Here is a 24,910-nt window from a genome sequence, read left to right on the forward strand (position 1 = left end):
CATCGATCCTCGGGCAGAGCAGATCTTCTAAACGAGGAGAAGTGTAAATCCCCACGTCAAAGTCTGATGAAACCCCTTTGGGGAAGTTCTCACACAGTCTGTCTGCGTGGGAACGCATACCGCGGCGCTCTGCGCCGCAACGAGGATGGGACGCAGAGCGTCCCATTTCGACGCTCCCACGCGGAGCATGGGAGCGAGATTGGGTAGTGGGTCAATCTTAACACGCGAGCCGAAAACCCGCAGCCTAAAGGCTGCGGCTACCAAGCCCGAGGCATCGGTAGCCGCGACCTTCAGGTCGCGGGACGATCAGGCATCGAAAATCAGGCAGTACCTGAGATTGGTCCCGTTAGGAAAACACTCGAATTTTCATTAGAATTGATGCCATGATCGGACAGACGATTTCCAATTACCATATTCTCGAGAAGCTCGGTGAAGGCGGGATGGGCGTGGTGTATAAAGCCGAGGACACCAAGCTCAAACGCACGATCGCTCTGAAGTTTCTTCCCCCCGAGCTCGCCGCATCCGCCCAGGATAAGGCCCGCTTCGTCCAGGAAGCGCAGGCCGCCTCGGCGCTGAACCATCCGAACGTCTGCACCATCCACGACATTCAGGAGCACGACGGGCAGATGTTCATCGTGATGGAGTTTGTCGACGGCCAGACGCTCCGCGAGAAGATGAGCTCGATCAACCCCGCCAAAGCGATCGACGTCGGCGTGCAGATCGCGGAGGGCCTCTCCGCGGCGCACGAGAAAGGGATCGTGCACCGCGACATCAAGCCCGAGAATATCATGGTCCGGAAAGACGGGATCGTTCAGATCATGGATTTCGGTCTCGCGAAGCTCCGGGCTTCAAGGGCAAGCCGCCTGACAAAAGCCGGAAGCACGATCGGAACCGCAGGATACATGTCGCCGGAGCAGGTGCAGGGCCAGGAGACCGACCACCGTTCGGATATTTTCTCTCTTGGCGTCCTCCTCTACGAACTGTTCACCGGGGAACTCCCCTTCAAAGGGGTTCACGAAACCGCGCTCATGTACGAGATCGTCAACGTCGATCCGGCTCCGATGAGCGTTGTCAAACCGGAACTCGATCCTGAACTCGACCGGATCGTACTGGAATGCCTGCAGAAAGAACCCGACGAACGTTACAACTCGGTGAAGGATATCGCGAAAGACCTCAAGCGCTTCAAGCGCGAGTCGAGCCGGCAGCGGATGAGCAGGGTGACGGCAGTGCGCGATGTTTATAAGAGCTCTGCAGGGGCCGTTCAAACCGGTCTCATCTCCTCCGCGGCTCACACCCCATCCGCCGCACCCGAGCCTGCCCCTGCAAAAAAGAAACGGCCGCTCCTCCTCGCATCGACGACAGCATTCTTTCTCCTTACCACGGCATTATTCGCCTTCCTGTACTGGCGCGAGCCGGCCAAAGAATCAAACCCGGTCCGATTCATTATTCCACCCCCCGAGAAAGGGGCGTTCCTGGGTCAGGCTCCTGTGATTTCCCCGGACGGTCTCAAGCTTGTTTATGCGGCGAGAGACTCGTCAGGGAGATCGATGCTCTGGTTGAGACCTCTTGCCTCTCTTCTCGCAACACCCGTTTCGGGCACCGACGATGCAATCTATCCATTCTGGTCCCCCGACAGCCGCTACATCGGCTTCTTCCAAAACGGAAAGCTCCGGAAGGTGGAAGCATCCGGCGGCCCGGTACAGTCGTTGGCCGATGCCCCGCAGGCAAGGGGCGGAACGTGGAGCAGCGCCGGGATCATTGTCTTCGCGCCCAACTTTGGGAGCGGGCTTCAGCAGGTACCCGAAGCGGGTGGAACACCCACTGAACTGACTACCCTCGACTCTGCAAGAAGGGAAGATTCACACCGGTGGGCGAGTTTCCTCCCTGACGGGCGACACTTCGTTTATCTCCGGCGCAGCACGGAAGACGAAAAAACCGGAGTCTTCCTCGGGTCGCTCGACTCCAAGGAGAGCTCGTTGCTCCTTCCGATCAAATCGAATGCCATCTACGCTTCCCCGGGATACCTGCTCTTCGTCATGGAACGGTCTCTTATGGCTCAGCCGTTTGACGCGTCGAAGGGAACACTGAGCGGCCAGGCGTTTCCGATCACCGAGGATGTCGGATTCGACCAGACCTACAGCTTCGGTCTCTTCTCGGCGTCCTCCGGAGGGGTCCTTGCCCTCGGACTCGGCGCCGGCTCGACCGGCAACAGGCAACTCGTCTGGTTCGACAGGTCCGGGAAACGGCTTGAGAAGGCCGGGACCTCCGGCTCCAATTTTGATTTCTGTGTCTCTCCCGACGAGAAGCGCGTTGTGTTCCGTCGGGTCGATCCGCTGACCAGAAACAACGACCTCTGGATACTCGATCTCCAGCGCCAGACTGAATCCCGTTTCACATTCAGCTCCGCGGTCGACGACGATCCGGTTTGGTCGTCGGATGGAAGCCGGGTGTTCTTTGACTCGAATCCCGAGGGAGTTGCCAATCTCTATCAAAAGGTCGGGAGCGGCGCGGGAACCGAGGAGCTCCTGTTCAAATCCCCGGACGGGAAGTTCCCGATGGATTGTTCACCGGACGGGCGGTATCTACTGTTTCAGCAGCTCGGCCAGAGAACGAAGGAAGATTTGTGGATATTGCCCACTGGAGGAGATAGAAAACCGTATCCGTACGTGCAATCCGCCGCGAGCGAGTATTCGGGTCATTTTTCCCCGGATGGGCGATGGATTGCATACTCCTCCGATGAATCGGGGAAGTATGAGGTCTATGTCCAGGCATTTCCCCTCACGCAGGGGAAGTGGCAGGTCTCCATCTCGGGTGGCGCGGCGCCCTTGTGGAGCAAGGACGGGAAGGAGCTTTTCTACCTCGCCCCGGACAAAAAGGTCATGGCGGTCAGCGTGACCGGGAGGGGGACTTCATTCGAGCAGGGGATTCCGAAACCGTTATTCGACACAGATGTCGACGTCTATGTGGCGGCGGCAAGGTACGCCGTTTCGAAAGATGGAAAGAGATTTCTCATCAACTCCTCGGTCGAGGGAAGCAGTTCAAAACCGATCATGATCGCGCTCGACTGGGCCCACGGAATAACGCGAAAGTAATCAGCTGCACCCGTCGAGCCCCGGAATCTCCTATTCTCGTCATCCCGACATGCTTTAGGTCGGGATCTTTCTAAAAGCGGCGGAGGCGAGCACGGCTGATGTCACACACCGCAATTATTTCAGCAGGTGCTGCTTCATGAACATCACGGTCGCGTAGAACTGGTAATCCTGGTTCTTCTTCTTTGCGAAGCCGTGCCCCTCGTCTTTCGCCAGCAGGAACCAAACCGGCGTGGCACTCTTCTTCAAGGTCGACACCATCTGCTCCGCTTCCGTGTAGGGCACCCGCGGGTCGTTCTTTCCCTGCACCACGAACATCGGCTTCGTCACGTTTTGGGCTTTGTTCAGAGGCGCAATTTTTTCCAGGAAGGCCCGCATCTTGGGCTCCCGCTCGTCTCCATACTCGACCCGCCGCAGGTCGCGCCGGTATGCCTCCGTGTGTTCCAGGAACGTGACAAAGTTGGTGACCCCGACCACCGGAAGGGAACACCGGATTTTATCGTTGTAGGTGGTCGCGACTGCAAACGTCATGAAGCCCCCGTAGCTTCCCCCGGTGACCATGATCCGGTCTCCGTCGAGCCCCGGCTGGGTTTTGATCCAGTCGATCAGTGCCCCGATATCGCGGTAGGAATCCTCGCGCTTAAACCCGTTGTCGAGCTTCAGGAACGTCTTCCCGTAGCCTGTCGATCCGCGGACATTCGGGAAGAGAATCGCGGCGCCCAATTCGTTCAGGTAATAATTATTCCTGCCGAGAAATCCCGGGCGGAACTGGGACTCCGGCCCCCCGTGGATATTGATGATCACGGGCGTCTTGCCTGAAAACTTCGCCGGCGGCCGGTAGAGGAAGCCGGAGATCATTTTCCCATCGAACGATTTCCACCTGACAAGCTCGGGCTCGGGGAACTTCTCTATGTTCAGCCCCCCGGTTTCGCTGAATGTCCACCGGTCGACCTTCTGTTGCGCGATGTCCAGCGAATAGACATCCAGAGCGGAACGGGCGGAGGTCATGTTGAACCCAAGGAGCGTGCCGTCTTTGTGGAACTGCAGCCCCGTGACTCCGCCGACCGGAAGCTTCGGCACGGGCAGAACTTTTCGCGTGGCCAGATCCATCAGATGCAAGACACTCATGCCGTCTTCGTTGGTCGTGAACGCGATTGTCTTGCCGTCCCCGGTGATGTCGAAATCGTCCACATCCCACGGGATGTCTTTGGTGATGTAGTCGTGCTTGCCGGTCGCAAAGTCGATATAGGTAAGCCGGAGGAACTCCGACCCCCGGTCCGTCACGGTGTAAAACCCCTTGCCGTCCGAGCTAAACCTCCCGCCCTGATAGGAGACCTCCTCGCCTTTCTTCTGCGGCGTGATCAGTTTCTTTTCACCCGTCCTGGCGTCGAACATCCAGATATACGACTCGTTTGCGGAGACCTCCCGTTCTGCGAGAATCTCCGTGCCATCCTGGGACCAGTCAAGCGGATTCCAGGCTTCTCCTTCGCTCAACTGTGCGAGCATCGCGTCCGATTTCGGGTTCAGGGGGTCGACGGTATAGAAGTCGATATCCTTGCCGTTGCGCCGGGTCGAGCCGTACGCCATGCGGCTTCCGTCCTTCGACCAGATGCCGAGCGTGTTCCTCGATTTTCCGTCGGTCAGCAGCGTAATATCGCCCGTCGAAAGATCGAAGCGGTAATTCTGAAACCACTCGCCGCCGCCGATATCCTTATTGAAGACAAAATAGTCGTCGTGGACGGGACCGAAGGAGGCGTTCCCGACGCGATCGGGGAAGAAGGTCATTTGCGTCCGCGCACCGCCGGGGAACCTGACATAGTGCACCTGCGCGACGTCGCTGAACCTGGTCGAGATGAGCATTTCGTGCCTGGCCGGGTTCCATCCAAAAAGAGCGGCGCTGCGGAACTCCGTATAGCGTCCGACCTCGGAGGCGATCTGCGACGGTATCGGCGGGATTCCCTCGACGACGAGATTGTCGGCGGGAAGGATGTCGGCCGATTGCGCAAAGGAATTCGTGAGGCAGAAAAAAGCTGCCAGAACCGGAACGATGAACCTCTTCATGGATGACTCCTCGAAGGAACCTGGTTGGATGGCTTTCTGCCTGTGAATGCTTCCGGTGGACGCATAACCGGGCAGAGTCTGATTCACAGGGGTGTACGGCGGGCGGGGGCAGGAGTTACACGGGGAAAACCGTTAATCTCCGGTCGGGACGATTCCGCTGGTTTCCATCATCAGCATGACGGTTTTCTTCGGGGCGCGCGGGCGGTGCATCACGCCTTTTGAGATCGTCACCCCCTGCCCCGGGTTCAGCTCTATCGTCCTCCCCTCGAGGTCGATCAGCAATTTGCCTTCGAGGACATAGAAGAACTCATCGTCGGCGTCGTGCTTGTGCCAGTGGTACTCCCCTTCCACGATCCCCAGCCGTACGACGCTGTCGTTGACTTTCGTGAGAGTCTGATTAAACCATTTGTCTTTACACTCGTTGACCATGCTGGGGATGTCGATCAGTTCCAGGTGCTGGAACTTAATATCGAGCTTTGTGACGTACCTGGTTTCGTTTGTCATGATTGAATCCCGGTTGTTGTGGGGAGGTGTTCGGCCGCCACGGGTTTGTCCGCTGCTTTTCGGAAGAGCAACCTGTAACTCCCTTTCTGCTGCGCGGTGATGATGAGGACCACCGCAAGGACGATCACGCCCGCGGCGACAAACACGTGAGCGTCCAACTCCTCGCCTGCAAACCCCCACCCGAGCAGAATCGCGATGACCGGGTTCACATAGGCATAAGTCGCGACTCGCGAAGGCGTCGTAGCCCTGAAGAGCCACGCGTAGGCGGTGAAGCCGACGATGGAGCCGCCAACGGTGAGATACGAAAGAGCAAGCCACGACCGGAGCGAGACAGTGGAAGGATCGAAATGAGACAATTCCCCTGTCACGCCGCTGAGAATGAGAAGCGCTGCACCCCCCGCGAGCATTTCCATGCCGGCGGCCTGGAGCTGCGAAGAAGGAAGCTTTGCCGTGCGTGAGAACAGCGACCCCTTCGCCCAAAAAGCTCCGGCAAAAATGAGCGCTGTCGCGGCCGCGAGATCTATCTTCCCGTGACCGAGGATCCGGTCCGGGCCGATGAGCAGCACGATGCCGGCGAACCCCATGACGAGCCCTGCGATCGTCCCCCGGTTCGGGCGCACGCCCTTCGACCCGGCCCACGCCAGGAGCGCAATCCACATCGGTATCGTGGCGACAATCAGCGCGGCGATCCCGGAGGGGAGGCGCTGCTCAGACCATGTGACCGTGCCGTTACTGACGCAAAGGAGCGCCACACCGATGATTGCGGTCGATCTCCATTCGATCGCCGTGGGTCTGGCGGCGCCCCGCGCCCTGGACCAGGGATAAAGAATGAGCCCCGCCGTCAGGTGCCGGATTCCCGCCATGAGGAACGGCGGTATCGTCTCGATCGCGATACGGATGCCGAGAAACGTCGAGCCCCAGATGACATAGATCGCTGCGAACGCGAGTATGATCCTGTTGTTCAGGAGTTTCTTCACGTGGCGACTTCCTGCTCGACCCGATGGAGCGACGTATGAGACGACTGCCCGACCTCGCGGAGGATTCTCAACAGATATTCCACATGGGCCGTCTCAGTCCGGTGGTTCACCAGGCAGGTCCGGAGCGCCTGTTTCCCGTGAATGACGGTGCCCGACAGGAACACCCTTCCGTCCCGCTCCAATTCCCGGAGAATGCTCCTGTTCAACGACGAAAGATACGCCTCGTCATTCCAGAATTGCGGGTCCCCGGTGCGGTATCTGAAGCAGGCGATCGAGAGGGACGCGGGCGCGAGCATCTCAAAGTCCGGCGCCGCCTCTATGAGTCGCGCGAAATGCCGGATCGTCCGGATGTTCCCCTCAATCGCGGCCCGGATCTTCTCCGCCCCGTACGCTTTGAAAGCCATCCAGACCTTTAACGCTTTGAAATTGCGGGAGAGCTCGAAGTTGTACTCCGTCGAATCGTGACGGCCCGTGTTGTCGACGTCCCGCAGATAGTCCGCCATGATGCTGAAGGAATTTCGGAGCGCCTCCTTGTTCTTCACAAGCGCCACGCCCGCTTCATACGGTGCGTAAAGCCATTTATGCGCGTCTGTGGCGATGGAGTCCGCAAGTTTCAGCCCCGCAAACAGCTCGCGCCCCGAGGGTGTCGCAGCGGCTGGCCCTCCGTACGCGGCGTCCACATGGAACCACAGGTCGTGCCGCTTCGCGATCCCCGCAAGCAGGGCCAGCCGGTCGACGGCCCCGGTATTCACCGTACCTGCGTTGCCGATCACGCAGATGGGAATAAACCCGGCCGCCTTGTCTTCGACAATCTTCTGTTCAAGCAGTTCAAGGTCGATCGTGAAATCATCCTTCACCGGGATTTTTCTGAGTGATTCCCTGCCGAGCCCGAGCATGTCCACGCTTTTGGTGAGACAGGAGTGCCCTTCCGTGGAAACATACATCGTCAGCGGGGCGCCCGCTCTTGCGCCGGAGCCCCGGATGTCAAATCGCGCCTTGAAATCCCTCGCGGCCTTGAGGCAGGTAAGGTTCGCCGCCGATCCTCCGCTCACGAGCACTCCCGCGGCGTCAGAATCGTACCCGATGAACTCGGCGATCCATCGCACCACGCGAAGCTCCAGTTCCACCGCCGCCGCGCCGAGGTTCCACTTGCCCGGGTTCTGGTTCAGGGCCGATGCGAGAAGCTCCGCGAGCAGGCCCGCGTGATTCCCGCCGGAAACCACATACGCGTAGAAATTCGGACTGATGTTCAGGGTGGAGTGCCCGAAGACATCGCGCTCAACTCTCTGGAGCAGCGAGCCGATATCCGAAGGGGAGGATGGAAGCGGCTCGTCAAAGAGGGCCTTCACTTCCCCGGGAGAATTGCTTGCGAAAAGTTTCTTGCGCTCGATCCCGTCATAGAGCCCCACGACCATGTCGACCGCGTCGTACAGCCGTTCCCGCAGCTCCTCGATGGGAAGATCGAGGTTTTCAGAGCGCTTGTTCGTGTTCATTCAGACCCCCTGCCTTTCATTCTTTTTCTTAATATACCATCCCTTTTTCAACCAAAACAGATGCAGTTTTCAGTAATTGTAACCGATACAGTTCACTTTTTTGAAAATTGTATTTGACGGTACCGGGAATGGAGGTATATTTGAATTGTCATCCGAACCACATCATTGTCATCCTGAGCGAAGCGAAGGATCTACTCGTGTATACGTAGCATCGTGGCAGATTCTTCGTCGCTTCGCGCCTCAGAATGACAGGAATAAAGGAGCACACTATGAGCACAACCACGCAAGCACCCACGACGCATCTCTACGAACAGGTTGCGGACAAAATCGCGAAACAGATCGACCGGGGAGCCATCAAAGCGGGCGAGCGCGTCCCTTCGGTGCGAAAGTTGAAATCGAAACTCGGCGTGAGCCTCTCGACGGTCCTGCAGGCGTACATCACGCTCGAGAACAAGGGGTTGATCGAAGCCCGCCCTCAATCGGGCTATTACGTCCGGATGCAGCCGCGCGAACTCCCCATGGAGCCGAGGATCTCCGCGCCCGCTCCGACCGCCACGAAGGTGGACATCGCCGACCTTGCGCTTGAAGTCCATGAAAGCAACGTCAACCCGCTTGTCGTCCCGCTCGGCGCGGCGACGCCCTCGAACAACCTTCTTCCCACGCGGAAGTTGAACAGGTTTCTCAGCGCCGCCGCGCGGCGGCATGAGCATGAGAGCAACCAGTACGGATCGCCGGCGGGAAACATGGAACTCCGGCGCCAGATCGCCCGCCGCTCCCTCGACTGGGGATGCAATCTCACCCCGGAGGAGATCGTCGTCACCGTGGGCTGCTCGGAAGCGTTGAACCTCTGCCTCCGCGTCATCGCCAACCCCGGCGACACGATCGCGGTCGAGTCCCCGACCTACTTCGGCATCCTCCAGATCCTGGACACTCTCAATCTGAAAGCCCTCGAAATTCCCACGGATCCGCGCGAGGGGATCTGCCTCGACGCTCTGGAGTCCGCGATCAACCGGCAGCGGGTTGCAGGTGTGTTCGTCCAGCCTAATTTTCACAACCCCCTCGGCTGCTCGATGCCCGAAGAGAACAAAAAGTCGCTGGTCAGAATGCTTTCAAGAATGGGCGTGCCGCTCATCGAGGACGATATCTACGGAGACCTGTCGCACGAAGGGGCGCGGCCGAAGGCGTTGAAGGCGTACGACAAAGAAGGGAACGTGCTGTCGTGCTCGTCGTTTTCCAAAACAATCTCGCCGGGATTCCGGATCGGCTGGACCGTCCCGGGCAAATATCTGAAACAGGTTCGCCGGCTCAAGCTCGCAAATTCTATCTCGACCGCGAGCCTTCCGCAGCTGGCGATCGCCGAAATGCTGAACTCCGGCGGATACGATCATTTTCTCCGGAAAGTTCGAAGGTCGTACGAGGCCCAGATGCAGGCGATGGTGCAGGCCGCGCGCCGGTATTTTCCGGAGGGCACGAAAGTCACGCGCCCGAGAGGAGGGACGGTCTTATGGGTGGAATTCCCGAGGGGGGTCGATTCGATGGAGTTGTATCAAAAGGCGCTCGAGAAGAATATCAGCGTCGTGCCCGGCCCTCTCTTCTCGCCCAAGGGACAGTTCAATCAATGCATCCGGCTCAACTGCGGCCACGCCTGGTCGGAAAGGATTGAAGCCGCGATGATCACCATCGGCCAGATTGCGGGCAGGATGTTGTAGGAGATGAAGCTCGGCAAAACCCTCTACGTAACGAACAGAAAACAGTGGCGGTCGTGGCTGGCGAAACACCACGGCACGTCGCCCGAGATCTGGCTCGTCTACTACAAGAAGGAGAGCGGAAAGGCGCGCATCCCGTATAACCACGCGGTGGAGGAGGCCTTGTGTTACGGATGGATCGACAGCACTTTGAAACCGATCGACGCGAAGCGCTATGCTCAACGATTCAGCCCCCGGCGAAAGAACAGCGTCCTTTCCGAGATGAATAAGGAGCGGGTCAGGCGCCTCATCAGAGCCCGAAAAATGACCGCCTCCGGCTTGAAAAGCATTCAGCATCACATGGAGAAACGGAAAACCGGGTCCTCTCTCTCGCGCGGTCTCAGGAAATTCAGACTCCCAAAGGACATTCTCGATACATTGCGAAAAGATCCGGTCGTCTGGAGGAACTTTTCCGCCTATCCCCAACATTATAAACATATACGGGTCGGATGGATCGACGCCGCAAGACACCGCCCGGAGATTTTCAAAGTCCGGCTCAGGTACTTCATCAAAATGACCGCCCTGAACAAGAAATTTGGAATGGTTCGATAAACCCTAAATAGGGAGGCCAGACATAATCCACCGAACTCATCATAAGGAGACCCTGCCATGCCGGAAGTAGCCAATCATAAACCCGGTTCGTTCTGCTGGATCGAGCTGATGGCGGCCGATCAGCCCGCTGCCAAGCAATTTTACACGCAACTCTTCGGCTGGACCTACGAAGACTCGCCGATGGGGAACGGCGCGTTCTACACGATGCTGAAGCTGAACGGAAAGAACGTCGGCGCCCTCTACCAGCGTGAGAAGTCGCAGGAGGGAATTCCACCCCACTGGAATTGCTACGTCGCAGTCAGCAATGTCGACGACGCCGCGAAGAAAGTCGCCTCGCTCGGCGGGAAAACCGTCATGCCTCCGTTCGATGTGATGGACGTCGGCCGGATGACGGTGCTGCAGGACCCCGCGGGCGCGATGCTGAGTCTCTGGCAGGCGAAGAAGCACACCGGCTCCCAGATCGTCAACGAAACAGGCTCCACGTGCTGGTTCGAGCTCGGGACGAGCAACGAGCAACTTGCGGGCAAGTTCTATACATCCCTCTTCGGATGGTCGACCAAGCCTCTTCCGATCACTCCCCCGTACACAATCTTTTCGAACAGCGGATCCGACATCGGAGGGATGTACGGGCTCACCGAACAGATGAAGGGCGTGCCGCCGCACTGGTTGCCGTACCTGCAGGTCGCAGACTGTGACGCAATCGAGGCGAAAGCGAAATCGCTCGGTGGCAGCACCGTGTTGCCGCCGACCGATATTCCCGGTACCGGCCGGTTCGCGTATCTGAAGGATCCGGGAGGGGCGATGTTCGCGATCTTCAAACCTTTCCCCCGATAAGCAAGCCTGAACAACCCAAAACCCCGATCGGCCCGCTGCCGGTCGGGGTTTTGCCGTCTTGACACTCACCTGATTTCTCAATACCTTGATTTGTGATTCTCGCTCGATTTCCCTAAGAATTCAAGATGATCGGCCAGACTGTCTCCCACTATAAGATACTCGAGAAACTCGGCGAAGGCGGCATGGGCATCGTCTACAAGGCCCAGGATACCGAACTCGACCGGGTGGTCGCTCTGAAGTTTCTTCCCCATTACCTGGCCTCCGATGCGGTCGAGAAGGAGCGGTTTTACCATGAAGCCCGGGCCGCGTCTTCGCTCAACCATCCCAATATCGCGACCATTTATGAGATAAAGGAGTTTGAGAACCGGCTCTACCTTGCCATGGAATTCATTGAGGGGAAGACGCTGAAAGCCGTCGCTTCCAGGGAAATCCTCTCTCAGCAGAAAACCCTCGATATCGCGATCCAGGTCTGCGACGGACTCGCGGCTGCGCATGAGAAGGGGGTTGTCCACCGCGACATCAAGTCGGACAACATCATGATCACACCGAAGGGCCAGGTGAAAATCATGGACTTCGGGCTCGCAAAGGTTAAGGGGGCGACAAAACTCACAAAGGCGGGGTCGACCCTCGGAACGGCCGCCTACATGTCGCCCGAACAGGCGCAGGGCGAAGAGGTCGATCAACGATCCGATATTTTTTCCTTCGGCGTGGTGCTCTACGAACTGGCCACCGGCCACCTGCCGTTCTATGCGGAACACCAGGCGGCGCTCATCTACTCTCTGATCAACGAAGACCCGCAACCCCTGGCACGCTACAACGACAAAACATCCGCCGAAATGGAGCGGATTGTCCTCAAGGCTCTCGCCAAGGACAGGGAGGACCGGTACCAGCATGTGGACGACCTGCTGGCAGATCTGCGGCGTGAGCGGAAGAGCCTGGAGTATGCCCGGACGGGATACGCCCGCTCAACGACCGCCCCGATGCCCGCCGCGGCTCCTCAAAAAACGGGACGCCTTCTGAAGCTCCTCATACCGGTTGGAACGCTAGCCATCCTGATCGCTATTGCAATCGTGTTCAACCCGTTCAACTTTCAGATCAGCACGCAGAAAAGCAACGCAGCATCGGAACCGAGCTCGCTGGCGGTGATGTACTTCGAGAATATTCCCGACCCGGAGGACAAAGACCACACCGGCGAGATGTTATCCAATTTGTTGATCACCGCGCTCTTTCAGACCAGGAACCTGGACGTCATCAGCCGCGAGAGGCTGTACGATATCCGGAAAGAACTGGGGGAGGGCGATTCGAAAACGATCCCTCCTTCGCTCGCGACAAAGATCGCCCAAAGGGCGGGAGTCTCGATGATGTTGTTGGGGAGTATCCTGCAAAAGGAACCCACGCTGGCGGTCACCTACCGCCTCCTTGAAGTTCAGAGCGGAAAAATCCTGAGCACCCAGCGGCTTTCGGGATTTTCAAAGGAGAGAATCTTTTCCCTCGCCGACACATTGGCGCTCCTCGTCAAGGGGGATTTGAACCTGACCGGGCAGACTGATACAAGACCGATAGCCGAGGCTACCACACGCTCGACCGAAGCCTACCGTTCGTATCTGGAGGGTGTGGACCTCATTGAGAAATTTTCAGTTAATGAAGCGGAGGCGGCGCTGAAGAGGGCAATTGAACTGGATAGCAATTTCGCGATGGCATACAATTGGCTGACGGTAGTGGAATTCAGGTTGGGTAAAAACACGGAAGCGGACGCCGCCATGCGCAGAGCGTATGAACTCCGGAACAACGTAGGCGAGAGGGAGCGCCTCTTGATTGAAGGATCGTATGCGCGAAACGTCGGGCAGGATCCCGCTTCGACGAAACGAATCCTCGAACAATTGATTGAGAAGTATCCCGGAGAACAGGCTGCATACCTGGTCTTGGCGCTCACGTACTACCAACCCTTCTGTGACCCCGAGGGAGCAATCCGGGTTATTCAAGCCGGTTTGAAACGTGATCCGATGGATAAATCTCTATGGAATATCCTCGCGTACGGTTATGCCGCGCTCGACAAACGGCAGGATGCCTTTGCGGCGCTCGATCACTACTTAAACCTTGCACCCGGCGAACCAAACCCCTACGACTCCAAAGGCGATTTGTACCTTCTATTCGGGGAGCGGGATTCTGCGATGAGCTGGTACCGGAAAGCGGTCTCTATGCGATCGGATTTCGGATCGAACATCCCCCTCGGCTTCGATGCGATGAACCACGGGGATTACGCTCGCGCCCGAGAGTACATGATGGAATTGCACAGGCCGCGTGATCCTTCTGCGCTTTTTTCCGCCCACCAGGGCAAATTGACAGAGGCGCGTCGGCGACTGATTGAAAACCTGAATGCACATCACGAAAAACAATCCCTTGATCTGCTCCCGGATGATTGGCTCCAATTGCTCCTGAACGCGTATGAATTGGGCGACTATCCCATGATGACAAAGTACGCATGGTTAAGGTCGGAGCAGCTCAGAAAGAACCCCGCCGACCTGGCGTATGGCCGGGACGCATTGGCCTGGGCGTATTTGAAATCCGGCGATTCGGCCATGTACAGGAAAACGCTTGAGGATCTCAAAGGAGTGGTTTCGAGGCAGATACCCCGTATTCAAGCGGCCAGGAGTTACACGTGGGCGTTATTCTCCTTCGAGCAGGGAAATTATCGGGCCGCTGCGGAGCAATATCGGGAGGCATTACAAATATTTCACGTGAAGGCAGCGCCGCAGCTGTTTTTTGGGCGAAGTCTTCTGAGCTCCGGTCAGGTGGAGGAGGCGGTGAAAGAATTCCGCCGGGTCGCAGAGTGGATCCCGAGCGGGTACATCGATCCCGTGGTCGATCTGTTGCCGACAGGCTGGTATGCGCCGGTCGCCTCGGTCAAGGCGCACTACTGGCTCGGCGTCGCGTACGAAAAAGAAGGCCGGACCGCAGATGCGGTGAAAGAGTATGCAAAATTTCTGGAGATCTGGAAGGACGCCGATTTCAAATCGAAGGAATTGGACGATGCAAAGGCGCGTTATGCAAAGCTCAAGGGAATCAGCTTGAATTAATTCCATCGGCGTTCGCTGCAACCGGGACGACCCACCCTCAAGGTAACAACCACGGTCTGGAATAAATTGATAGCCTGGCACATGAGGGCTCTTCTTTCCACCCTCGCAATTCCCATAATTATCTCCTGCACCTCCGCCCAGACGACACGATTCGACGAGGTGTGGCGGTGGGTGGAGTTTACGACCGTCTCGGGCCTTCCCTCGAACCGGATCATGGATGTGGTGGAGACGGGCGACAGCACGATCTGGGCCCTCACGAGCGCCGGATTGGCCTGGTATGACGGTTTCCGCTGGAATCATGTCGACAGCTCGATGGGCCTCCCCGTCGACCGTTTCGAGGCGGCGAAGCGCTTCGGCGCGAACCAACTCCTGCTGGTCTCGGGCGTTACATATTATCTGGGAGACAGGCGCGGCTTTTCCCCGATCTCTCTCAATTACGCCACGGACCTGGCGACCTTCCCGCCCGACGCCCTTCTGATGAAGGATCACTCCTCGATCCTGATTTACCGGAACGGGAAATCGTCTCCCTTCACTCCTTCATCGAACCTGACGGCGGGCAAGACAATTTCCCTCTGGGATACGAGGGGCGGCAGCGTATGGGCCAACCTCTTCAGCGGAATGTACCGCTTCGAGTCCGGTGAATGGAAAATGAAGATCGCCTGCGATTTCACGCCGGGGGCCGGGAGCCTCCTTGCGGAAAACGAACACGGAACCGGGATCACCTGCCTGACCTACCCTTTCGGGATGAGGGGATTGTGGGAATGGCACAACGGATCGTCGCCGGTGCGGAACCCGTCCGAGAGGCCCGACGACGTCAAATCGCTCGATGTCGGCGTCGACGACGAGGCGATCGTCGCCTACCGCTCCGGCGACGTCAAGATCCGGCAGCAGGGCGCATGGTCTCTGTTGCAGCTCATGAATCCGGATATCCGGGATATCGAATTCGTAAAGTTCAGAACGAACCGGGATCTCTGGATCGGCACCGATCACGGCCTGTTCCTCTATAAGAGATCGTCCTCCCGCTGGAGGTTTCTCAAACACGATTCGCCCGATCTGCGGAACTATACGAACGAGCTTTTGAAAACCCGGGATGGCAGGCTCTGGGTGGCGACGAGCGACGGCGTGGAGGTCCACAACCCGGACGGGTCGGTCCGCTACGTTTCCGGGATCAACTCCGAACCGCTCTACGTCGTCACGGGTCTCGGCGAGGACGAGCAGGGAGGCGTATGGATCTCGAGCGGATCGTCGTTCGACGGGGTCTACCGGTGGGACGGCTCGCGATGGAAACATTTCGAAGTGAGTCCGGGCCGCGGGGGAATCCACATCCACAAGATACGAAAAGACCGGGAGGGGCGTCTCTGGTTCCTGGGAATGGGAAAGAACGCGCCGGGACGCGAGCGGCTCGAACCGGGGGCGTTCCTCCGGTCGGGGAATGAGTTCATCCCGTGGGGAGTGAATGAGGGATTGACCAGCGGCCGGGTCTACGCGTTCGCCGAGGCGAGGGACGGATCGTTATGGTTCGGAACGGGTGCCGGACTCAGCCGGTGGAAACCGGGAGCTCCGGGGCGCGATGTCCCCGACCCCCGGAACGGCACCTGGACGCACTGGAAGTTCGGAACCGGGTTGCGCACCAAGAGGGTATTCACCCTTGCGATCGACAGCGCCCAGCGGCCCTGGTTTGGCGACGCATCCACCCTCGGTGTCGGAGTGGGGTATGTCGACCGGAACGACAGCGTCCATTACCTGACGGTGGCGGACGGTTTGATCGACGATTATATCTGGGATATGAATGTCGACCCGACGGGGAGACTCTGGATTGCGACGGCGGACGGATTGTGCAGTTACGCGAACAACCGGTGGTCGACATTCGACAGGCTCTCGGGGTTGCAACATCCGGTGCTCTGGCCCGTGTTGCCGCTCGCGGGCGAAGTGGCGGTCGGCACACAGGGAGGGGGCGTCGCGATTCTCAATCTCGACGCCAGCAACACGCCCGCCCCCCGCGTCGTGCTCGACGTTCCAAGAACGGAAGGAGGGAATATCCTGCTTCGGTGGCGGGCCCACGCCTATTGGGGAGAACTCGACCCGACGGAAATCATGACCCGGTTCGAACTTCAGGGAGGAAGCTGGTCCGCCTGGAGCAGAACGAATGAACACACGTTCGTCGATCTTGATCCGGGATCGTACACCTACCGCGTGCAGGCGAGGGGTCTGTTCGGCAATTATACCCCGGAGGGGGCCGGAGGATCATTCCTGGTGCCGCTGCCGATGTATCTCCGGCCGGGGTTTTTGATACCGACCGGACTTCTCTCTCTCGCCGTCGTCGCTCTCGGCTCCGTGCTCCTCATCAGGAAGCGCAACCATGATCTCGCCCTCCGAAAAAGCGAGGAAAAATTCCGTACGGTCACGGAGATGACTTCCTCGGCGATTTTCATTTACGGGGAGAACCGGCTGCTCTTCGTCAACTCGGGGGCCGAAAACCTCACGGGGTTCTCCCGGGCCGAGCTTCTTGCGAAAAGCTACTTTGACCTGATTCACCCCGAGGAGCGGGAGCTGCTTCGGTCGAAGGAGCAGGAGAAGGCGGAAAGCGCCGGCCCGGCCCAGCGTTACGAAGCCCGAATCATCACGAAGGACGGACGGGAGCGCTGGGTCGATTGCACCTCCGGGTGGATTCAATTCCAGGGGCATCCCGTTCGCCTGGCGACCTCGTTCGAGATTACCGAACGGAAGCACGCGGAAGGGAAGCTTCGCTCCCTCACCTCCGAGCTCTCCATGACCGAGGAGCGGGAGCGCCGCCGCATGGCGACGTATCTGCACGATGTCATCGGGCAGACCCTTGCGCTCGGCAAGATGAAGATCCGCAGCCTCGAGAAATCCGGACTCCCCGATGCCCACCAGAAGCTCCTCGGCGACCTCCGCGACCTCATCGATCAATCGATCACCAACACGCAAACGCTGACCTTTGAACTCTGCCCGCCGATCCTCTACGAGCTCAGCTTCGAGGCCGCCATCGGATGGCTGACCGAACGGATGGAGAACCAGCACGGGCTCAGGATTGAATTTCACGACGACCGGAACCCCAAGCAGCTTTCTGAAAACGTGAAAGTATTGCTGTTTCATGCGGTAAGGGAGGTGCTCGTCAACATCATCAAGCACGCCGAAGCGGAACATGCCGCCGTTTCACTCTCCCGCGCGCGCGACGCGATCCAGATCGACATCACCGACGACGGGATCGGAATCGACGCCGCGCGCACGTCGAAATCCTCGTTCAACGGAGGAGGATTTGGATTGTTCAATATCCGTGAACGGCTGGCCTACCTCGGCGGCCGGCTGGAGATAGGTCCGCACAACGGCGGGGGAACCCGCGTCACGATCCTCGCGCCGCTGGAGGGCGCCGGCGCATGAACCAGGAGAAACCCTCCGTGCGGATCCTCCTCGCAGACGACCACCAGCTCGTCCGCGAGGGCTTGCGAAGCATCCTGGAAAACGAGCTCCAGATGACGATCATCGGCCAGGCGGAGACCGGCCGTGAAACCATACGGCTCGCCCACTCCCTCAAGCCCGACGTCGTGATCATGGATATCTCGATGCCCGACCTGAACGGGATCGAGGCGACGCGCCAGATCATCGCCCAGGTCGAGGGGGTCCGCGTTATCGCCCTCTCGATGCACGCCGACAAGCGGTACGTGGGCGAGATGCTCTCCGCCGGAGCGACCGGGTATCTTCTGAAACATAGCGCGCTCGACGAACTGGAGCGCGCGATCCAAACCGTCCTCGCGGGCAAGATCTACGTCAGTCCGGATATTGCCGGGATCGTCGTCCAGGATTACCTCCAGCATCTTTCGTCATCGCCCGCCGCCCAGCCTTCACAACTCACTGCACGGGAGCGGGAGATCCTCCAGCTCATCGCCGAAGGCACCTCCACCAAGGATATCGCCGCACGGCTCCATGTGAGCGTTCCCACGATCGACACGCACAAACAGCATATTATGGAGAAGCTGAATCTCTATAGTATCGCCGAACTCACCAAGTATGCCATCCGGGCGGGTTTAACCTCGCTCGAGTAGCAGCCCCAAGAGGCAAACCCTGCTCTAAAGCGCCCGTTTCGCCGTTTCCGCCGTTCCCGGGCTCGTTCCGCCCCGCCCTTCCCCTCATGTATTTCCAACCCCGGAATCATGGAATCCACTATTGTGGGACCCCCTCCTCTTCTGTACTTTGCACTCCGATTACACGCGTCAGACGCGCGTAATCGCCGCCCGGTCTCCGGGTTTCAACTCAAAAAGAGCCAAAAGGTCTGGTGCACGCTTACAGAGGAGAAATAGTCATGGGAGGGGAACTCGCATCAAGGTTAACCTATCCGGATCCTTTCAATCCGTCCGGGATCGATTTTGATCTGCCGGACAAAGCCCTGGTAACACTGACGATTCTCGACACCGCCGGACAGGAGGTAACGACGCTCATCGACAACGTCGTTTACGACGCCGGCACGCACCACGTGGAAGTCGGGTCGTCTCAATGGGCGCAAAATCCGGGCAACGCGCAGGGAATTTATTTTTACAGGCTCTCCGCCGAGTACGGCGGAAAAAGCTATATCGATACGAAGAAAATCATCCTCGCAAGGCCGTGACCGAGGCAGCATGGCCGGGCGAAGCAACAAACCGTTCATCAATTAGTTCATCGAAAGGAAGTATCATGAAACTTCTTCGACTCATTGTTCTGCTCGTCTGTTGCCGGCTGACACTTCTCATCGCCTACAGCCAGAATTGCCCTCCCGGCAGCCCATACCCGAACCCCCAGATCGTCCCTTCCTTCGCGCCGGATTCGAGCTGCCTCGACAGCGCCCGGAACGGGACCCAACCCGACGATAAACATTCATGTCTCGGGGCGTGCGAGCTCTCCTACACCAGCTACTGTACGATGCTCGTGCCCGGGGATACGTATCTCTGGACAGTGGTGGGCGGAACCATCGTCGGAAGCGCGACTTCCAACTGTGTCACGGTCTTATGGGGGCCCGCGGGACCGGGTACGATCTCCATCACCGAGACGACCGCGATGGGGTGCGTCGCCACCAAGGAACAATGCGTCAAGATTATCGATTCGCCCGTGGCCGCATTCAGCGTCCCTTCCAATGTCTGCAAGAATGTTCCTCTTAACTTCATCAACCAGTCTCTGAACGCCCTCACCTATTTCTGGAACTTCGGCGACGGAAACACCTCCACCGCGGTAAACCCGACGCACGCCTATACGACCTCGGGGCCGAAGACCATCACCCTCGTGGCCTACAACAAGTGCGGATGCAAGGATTCGGTCACCCACGTGGTTACGGTGAGCACCCTCGACGGGCCGGTCATCACGTGCCCGGCGACGGTCTGCGCGGGAGCGAAGGCGTGTTACTCGACGACCGGATGCCCGACAGCGGTCTATAACTGGACGGTGAACGGGGGAATTATCGTCGGACCCACAAACCAGAGCACCATCTGCGTGCAATGGGGCCCCGGACCGCAAGGGACGGTCTCGGTCTATGTCACCGGATGCGGAAACGTCTGTCAGGACACGACCACCGTAATCGTTCCGATTATCTCGACGAACGGACCGATCACGGGAAACCTGGTTGTCTGCCCGAGCACGAACGAAGTTTACACGCTCCCCCTCTGGCCCGGCACCTACTACAACTGGGTGCTTTCAGGCGGCGGGAACATCATTTCGGGGACGAATACCAACGCGATCCAGATTCACTGGGGGACGACTCCCGGAACATACACCCTGACGGCGACATGGAACAATATTCTGCTCGGTTGCGGCGGGACGTCGACGATCATGATCAACGTGCGCGACGTGTTCCAGATGTTCGGGTTGCCCGGACCCTTCTGCATCGGCTCGACGTCGAGCTATTTCGCGAGCGCCAACGCGAATTGGACTGTCACCGGGGGTACGTTCACGGGGAACGGGACCAACTCGATCGTCGTCACGTGGACGACGGGCGGAGCGCACACCGTGACCGCGGTGCCTCTGAATCCCACCCTCTTCTGTAATCCGAGCGTCACCATGAATGTCACGGTCACGCAGGTTCCCCCCGCTGTTGCGATCACCGGACCGCCGGTCATTTGCCCCGGAGGGACCTACCAGTACACGGCGACGCCCTCGGGCCCCGGGTTCACATTCCTATGGACCGTCACCGGAGGAACGATCATCGGTTCTCCCTCGGCGAATCCGGTATCGGTGATGTGGTCCGGACCGGGCACCATCTCCGTCAAACAGGTCATGACCGTTCCGCCATACTGCGCTTCGGCTCCGATCTCCATCCCCGTGACGGTTCTTTCGATTCCCAACATCACGGGCAGCAATGTCGCGTGCATGGATCAGACGTCGATCTTCACCGCGGGCGGCCCGAATCCCGGCATCGTCTATACGTGGTCAATTGTCGACGGGTCGGGGAACCCCTCTCCCTCGGGAAGCATCGTCTCCGGCCAGGGAACGAACCAGATCACCGTTCTGTGGCACGGCCCAGGTGGACCGGCCGTCGTCAAGCTGAAAGTGTGCGCCTCCACGCTCACATTCCCTGTGACGGTGAATCCGAAACCGACTCCCACGATTTCCATGACCGGCAAGGTCTGTAACCCCGGAGGCCAGGTTATTCTCACCTCGAGTGTCGGGAATTCGTATCAGTGGAACACTGGGGCAAACACACAGCAGATCATTGTTACCGCGCCCGGATCATACTGGGTGAAAGTGACGAACGCTTTCGGATGCTCGGATACCGCGCGGATCACGGTGCCTGTGAGCCCCGGTCCGGTTGCGAGCATCTCCACTCCCAATCCGACGAGCTATTGCTCTCCGCCGCCGCCCTTTGTCGACACGCTCTACGCGCTGCAAGGGCCCGGGTACACGTATCTCTGGTCGCCGGGGAATCAGACAACTCCGACCATTACAGTATCCGCGACCGGAACCTATTTTGTGGTCGTCACGGACGCAAACGGCTGCTCTTCCGTTTCGAACCCGATTACGATTACATCCGCCCCATGCACCGGCGGCGGTCCGTGTACACCGACCGGGACGATCAGCTTTACCATCACCCAGCCAGTCTGCAACCCCGTGCAGTTTAACGGATCGACCACCGGCGGAATCACCAGCACAAGCTGGAATTTCGGAGATCCCGCAAGTCTGGGGAACAACACCTCGGCGCTCACCAACCCGACACACCTGTTCACCCAGGCGGGATGGTACACCGTAACCTACAGCGGCCTCGATCCGAGCAATTGCCCGATCAGCGTCTCGCACCCCGTCGCCGTCCCGCTTGCTGCCGACTTCAGCTTCGCGGGGGTGTGCGGCGTGATGCAATTCACCGATCTCTCGACGTTCCTCCCGCCCAACTCCATTACCTCGTGGAACTGGACCTTCACGGGAGGGACGCCCGGGTCTTCGACTGCGCAAAATCCGTCCTCGACCTTTACCACTCCAGGGCCGCACAATGTGACCCTGACGGTTTCGAACGGCACCTGCATCGTATCGATCACGAAAACCGTCAACGTTTCCGCTCCCCCGAGCGCGGCGTTTATTCTCCCCGCCACCGCGTGCGCGGGAACGGACGTGCCGCTCTCCGGCTCGGGCGCGCCTGTGGTGAACTGGCTCTGGAATTTCGGCGACAGCGCCACCTCGGGCCTGCAGAACACCTCGCATGCCTGGGCGGTCCCCGGGACGTATGTTGTCTCTCTGACGGTCAAGGATTCGAACGGCTGCACGAGCACGGTAATGCACTCGATTACGATTACCGCTCCCTCCACCAACTGTCCGATCAACCCGACGAACCCGCCGCCGATCTGCGCGGGCGGATCGGTGCTGCTCACCTCGTCTCCGGCGAGCGGCTATCAGTGGCAATTGAACGGGGTCAATATCGGCGGCGCGACCCTCCAGACGTACTCCGCGACCGTGACGGGAACCTACACCGTCATCGACACGGACGCGGGAGGATGCATCTGTATATCGCCTCCGGTCTCGGTCGTTGTGAATCCTCTCCCGCCCGCCATCATTACACCGAGCAGCACTCCGGTGATCTGCGGATCGGGCCTGATCACGCTCAACGCTCCGGCCGGGCCGTACTCGTATCTCTGGTCGGACGCCTCTACGACCCAGAGCATCACCGTCCTCCTGAACACGCCGGGAGCCTATACCTACACGGTGACGGTGACCGATTCCAATTCGCCTCCATGCTCCGCGGTCTCGGCGCCATTCACGGTAAACGTCTACCCGGTGCCGCCTCCGCCGGTTATTACGGCGAGCGGTCCGACGGCGCTCTGCAAAGGCGACTCCGTGACGCTGACCAGTTCGTACCCGACGAACAATGTCTGGAACACGGGGGCCACAACCCAGAGCATCACGGTGACCCTGCCGGGTGTCTACACCGTGACGGTCACGACCCCGCATGGATGCAGCGCCACCGGGGCCATTACTGTGACTTCGAACGTTCCGAACCTCAGTCTCTATCCGTTCGGATGCGATCTGCTCTGCGATAGCGTCAAGATCCCGGGCCCGATCGGTCCGTTCATCGGCTACTACACCTACCAGTGGTTCTTCAACAACGTTCCCATCCCGCCGCCGAACGGGACGAACGACACGCTCACTCCGATCGGCAGCGGGACCTATACGCTGATCCTTACCGGTCCCGGCCCGACATTCTGCAAAGACACGTCGGGTCCGTATAACCTGACCCTGAAGGATTGCGACAGCCTGCATTGCCACGGAAAGCTCTGCGGAAGAAAATGGAACGACGCGAACGGGAATCACAAGTTCAATTACGGAACGGAGGTGGGAATCGCGAACTGGAGGATCTGCCTGGTGAAGTGCAACATCGATCACTATCCCACGAAGGATACGATTGCGTGCACCATGACGGATTCTCTCGGGTTCTATTGCTTCTATAACCTCTGCGCCGGGGAGTATTGCGTGGTCGAAGAGGGCAGGCCGGGATGGCAGCAGACCTGGCCCGTCTCGCCGCCGTTCTATCACGTCACGATCACCGACAGCGGGACGATCAGCGGGCTCGACTTCGGCAACAAGAAGAAGTGGATCAACATCATCATCACGCACGATACGGTCGGCATCGGCCACGATACGTATCTGACGGCGGGATCGGTGATACCGACGCCCTACCCGTGGCCGGTCAAGATCTCCTATCTGAACAGCGACGGTGCGACGTGGCGGGTGCTGTTCGACGGATTCCTGACCGACAACATCAGCCCGTTCCCGAACACCCCGATCCCCTCGTGCGTGCCGGGCACCTACTCCATCGTGCGGAAAGAGGTGGGGAATTACAAGTTCGACAGGATCTATCTGAACGACTCGTTGCGTTCCGATCATGGAGATTCGATCGTGGTCAGCCTTCCCGATTCGACGGACGGGGCGACGATCATCTTCCTCAACGTGTTCGATCCGGATACCACGCTGCGATACCGGACGTTCACGTTGGAACAGCTCGCAGATCCGAGTCAGGTAAAGCCCGTGAAGAGGGCGAAGCCCGGGAAACCGGTCCTGATGCCGAACACCGCCAATGTCATCGATGAAGTCCTCAAGCAGGGCGGCTCCTTGCTCGTCGGTTCACCCGATCAGCTCAACTCCGCCGGGAAGGTGAAGGGGTATCTGATGCCCCACAGTCAGAGCGATGTCTTTAAGACATTCAACACGAAAGGATTCTTGCAGACGGGCAAACCGAGAGGGTTCGACTTCATCAAGGGCAAGCCGATCCTCAAGCGTCAGAAATCGCTTCCCGCGACGAAGTTCAATAACCGGCTCATGGCGAATCTCCTCGCCTTGCAGGTGAACATCGCCGCAAGCGAGACGGATCCGCCGAAGACGCCTGCCGGCTTCGGGGACCTCGTCTATGACAACGGCGGAGGGGATCCGCTGGAAGGGATGACGCTCAACGATATCGCCGATTACGCCAGCGACCTGATGACCAATTGGGAGTACAACGATACCACGTTGTACATCAATCTCAATACGGCTGTCGAGCTGATCAACGGCGCCTTCTCGAAGCCTCTCCCCTTCGACGGGTCCGATACGGCTGTCTGGATTCCCGGCAAGCTCCAGCTCAGAGGGGCGAAGGCTCTCATGGACGTGCCGTTCCTGAAGGCCGTGATGGGCAATGCTCCGACGACGAGGAAGATCAAGCCCACACCTGCGTCCCTGGTGCCGTCTCAGTTTGTCCTGTACCAGAATTACCCGAATCCGTTCAACCCGACGACGACGATTTCCTTCTCGTTGCCTTCGGAGGCGACCGTAACGCTCAGGATCTATAACGTCCTCGGCCAGGTCGTCGCCACGTTGATCAACCGCGAGGTGTTGGATGAGGGGGATTCACAGGTGGAATTCGACGCCCATCGGCTCTCCTCGGGCGTCTACTTCTACCAGCTCTCCGCCGAGACAACGCCGGATGCGGAGAACGGTATTACAGGTCAGACCTACTTCAGCGTGAAGAAGATGTTGTTGGTGAGGTAGGGTAGCCGCAATCTGCCGATGAATCGGTAGCCGCAAGCTTTAGCTTGCGGGCTTTTTGACAACGAACAGCCGGTCCCGGATCCCCGGGGC

The 24,910-nt window shown here is 58.9% G+C and carries 13 protein-coding genes; 9 read left to right on the forward strand and 4 right to left on the reverse strand.

Annotated elements, in window-relative coordinates:
* Nucleotides 1-383 precede the first annotated feature (383 nt).
* Nucleotides 384-3,092 carry a protein kinase gene (locus VI215_08315; GenBank protein ID HEY6192309.1) on the forward strand — a complete coding sequence of 903 codons (2,709 nt, stop codon included), beginning with the start codon at nt 384-386 and terminating at the stop codon, nt 3,090-3,092.
* Between the two features lie 114 nt (nt 3,093-3,206).
* On the opposite strand, the gene VI215_08320 is transcribed toward VI215_08315, so the two are convergent.
* The 4 genes from VI215_08320 to VI215_08335 all read right to left on the reverse strand — a co-directional run bounded on the left by VI215_08320 (nt 3,207) and on the right by VI215_08335 (nt 8,124).
* Nucleotides 3,207-5,150 carry a prolyl oligopeptidase family serine peptidase gene (locus tag VI215_08320; GenBank protein ID HEY6192310.1) on the reverse strand — a complete coding sequence of 648 codons (1,944 nt, stop codon included), beginning with the start codon at nt 5,148-5,150 and terminating at the stop codon, nt 3,207-3,209.
* Between the two features lie 132 nt (nt 5,151-5,282).
* A complete protein-coding gene (locus VI215_08325; GenBank protein HEY6192311.1) occupies nt 5,283-5,654 on the reverse strand; it encodes a cupin domain-containing protein in 372 nt (123 codons plus the stop codon).
* Complete coding sequence (locus VI215_08330) at nt 5,651-6,631, reverse strand: EamA family transporter (GenBank protein ID HEY6192312.1); 981 nt, start codon at nt 6,629-6,631, stop codon at nt 5,651-5,653. The genes VI215_08325 and VI215_08330 overlap by 4 nt, the downstream gene beginning before the upstream one ends.
* Nucleotides 6,628-8,124 carry a pyridoxal-dependent decarboxylase gene (locus VI215_08335; protein ID HEY6192313.1) on the reverse strand — a complete coding sequence of 499 codons (1,497 nt, stop codon included), beginning with the start codon at nt 8,122-8,124 and terminating at the stop codon, nt 6,628-6,630. Before VI215_08335 ends, VI215_08330 begins: the two co-directional genes overlap by 4 nt.
* 269 nt (nt 8,125-8,393) lie before the next feature.
* On the opposite strand from VI215_08335, the gene VI215_08340 reads away from it, so the two are divergent.
* The 8 genes from VI215_08340 (at nt 8,394) to VI215_08375 (ending at nt 24,820) form a co-directional block, all read left to right on the forward strand.
* Nucleotides 8,394-9,833, forward strand: coding sequence for a PLP-dependent aminotransferase family protein (locus tag VI215_08340; GenBank protein HEY6192314.1), 1,440 nt, complete (start codon nt 8,394-8,396; stop codon nt 9,831-9,833).
* A 3-nt stretch (nt 9,834-9,836) separates the two neighbouring features.
* Nucleotides 9,837-10,421 (forward strand): YdeI/OmpD-associated family protein, encoded by a 585-nt coding sequence (locus tag VI215_08345; protein HEY6192315.1) that lies wholly within the window; start codon nt 9,837-9,839, stop codon nt 10,419-10,421.
* Nucleotides 10,422-10,478: 57 nt separating this feature from the next.
* Nucleotides 10,479-11,255, forward strand: a complete 777-nt coding sequence (locus VI215_08350) for a VOC family protein (GenBank protein HEY6192316.1) — start codon at nt 10,479-10,481, stop codon at nt 11,253-11,255.
* A gap of 125 nt (nt 11,256-11,380) precedes the next feature.
* Entirely contained in the window at nt 11,381-14,332 is a 2,952-nt protein-coding gene (locus VI215_08355; protein HEY6192317.1) for a protein kinase, read from the forward strand.
* A gap of 81 nt (nt 14,333-14,413) precedes the next feature.
* A complete protein-coding gene (locus VI215_08360; GenBank protein ID HEY6192318.1) occupies nt 14,414-17,734 on the forward strand; it encodes a PAS domain S-box protein in 3,321 nt (1,106 codons plus the stop codon).
* Nucleotides 17,731-18,396: a response regulator transcription factor gene (locus tag VI215_08365; GenBank protein ID HEY6192319.1), complete on the forward strand. Its 666-nt coding sequence runs from the start codon at nt 17,731-17,733 to the stop codon at nt 18,394-18,396. Before VI215_08360 ends, VI215_08365 begins: the two co-directional genes overlap by 4 nt.
* A gap of 257 nt (nt 18,397-18,653) precedes the next feature.
* Entirely contained in the window at nt 18,654-18,956 is a 303-nt protein-coding gene (locus VI215_08370) for a T9SS type A sorting domain-containing protein (GenBank protein ID HEY6192320.1), read from the forward strand.
* A 65-nt stretch (nt 18,957-19,021) separates the two neighbouring features.
* The gene (locus VI215_08375) at nt 19,022-24,820 is read left to right on the forward strand and encodes a PKD domain-containing protein (protein HEY6192321.1); all 5,799 of its coding nucleotides are present in this window, start codon (nt 19,022-19,024) and stop codon (nt 24,818-24,820) included.
* Nucleotides 24,821-24,910 lie beyond the last annotated feature (90 nt).

This window comes from Bacteroidota bacterium, assembly GCA_036522515.1.
Classification (GTDB): domain Bacteria; phylum Bacteroidota; class Ignavibacteria; order UBA10030; family SZUA-254; genus VBOC01.

Coding starts and splice junctions, on each gene's coding strand:
- VI215_08315 (HEY6192309.1), top strand. CDS start 384: ATGATCGGACAGACGATTTCCAATTACCATATTCTCGAGAAGCTCGGT.
- VI215_08320 (HEY6192310.1), bottom strand. CDS start 5,150: ATGAAGAGGTTCATCGTTCCGGTTCTGGCAGCTTTTTTCTGCCTCACG.
- VI215_08325 (HEY6192311.1), bottom strand. CDS start 5,654: ATGACAAACGAAACCAGGTACGTCACAAAGCTCGATATTAAGTTCCAG.
- VI215_08335 (HEY6192313.1), bottom strand. CDS start 8,124: ATGAACACGAACAAGCGCTCTGAAAACCTCGATCTTCCCATCGAGGAG.
- VI215_08340 (HEY6192314.1), top strand. CDS start 8,394: ATGAGCACAACCACGCAAGCACCCACGACGCATCTCTACGAACAGGTT.
- VI215_08345 (HEY6192315.1), top strand. CDS start 9,837: ATGAAGCTCGGCAAAACCCTCTACGTAACGAACAGAAAACAGTGGCGG.
- VI215_08350 (HEY6192316.1), top strand. CDS start 10,479: ATGCCGGAAGTAGCCAATCATAAACCCGGTTCGTTCTGCTGGATCGAG.
- VI215_08355 (HEY6192317.1), top strand. CDS start 11,381: ATGATCGGCCAGACTGTCTCCCACTATAAGATACTCGAGAAACTCGGC.
- VI215_08360 (HEY6192318.1), top strand. CDS start 14,414: ATGAGGGCTCTTCTTTCCACCCTCGCAATTCCCATAATTATCTCCTGC.
- VI215_08365 (HEY6192319.1), top strand. CDS start 17,731: ATGAACCAGGAGAAACCCTCCGTGCGGATCCTCCTCGCAGACGACCAC.
- VI215_08370 (HEY6192320.1), top strand. CDS start 18,654: ATGGGAGGGGAACTCGCATCAAGGTTAACCTATCCGGATCCTTTCAAT.
- VI215_08375 (HEY6192321.1), top strand. CDS start 19,022: ATGAAACTTCTTCGACTCATTGTTCTGCTCGTCTGTTGCCGGCTGACA.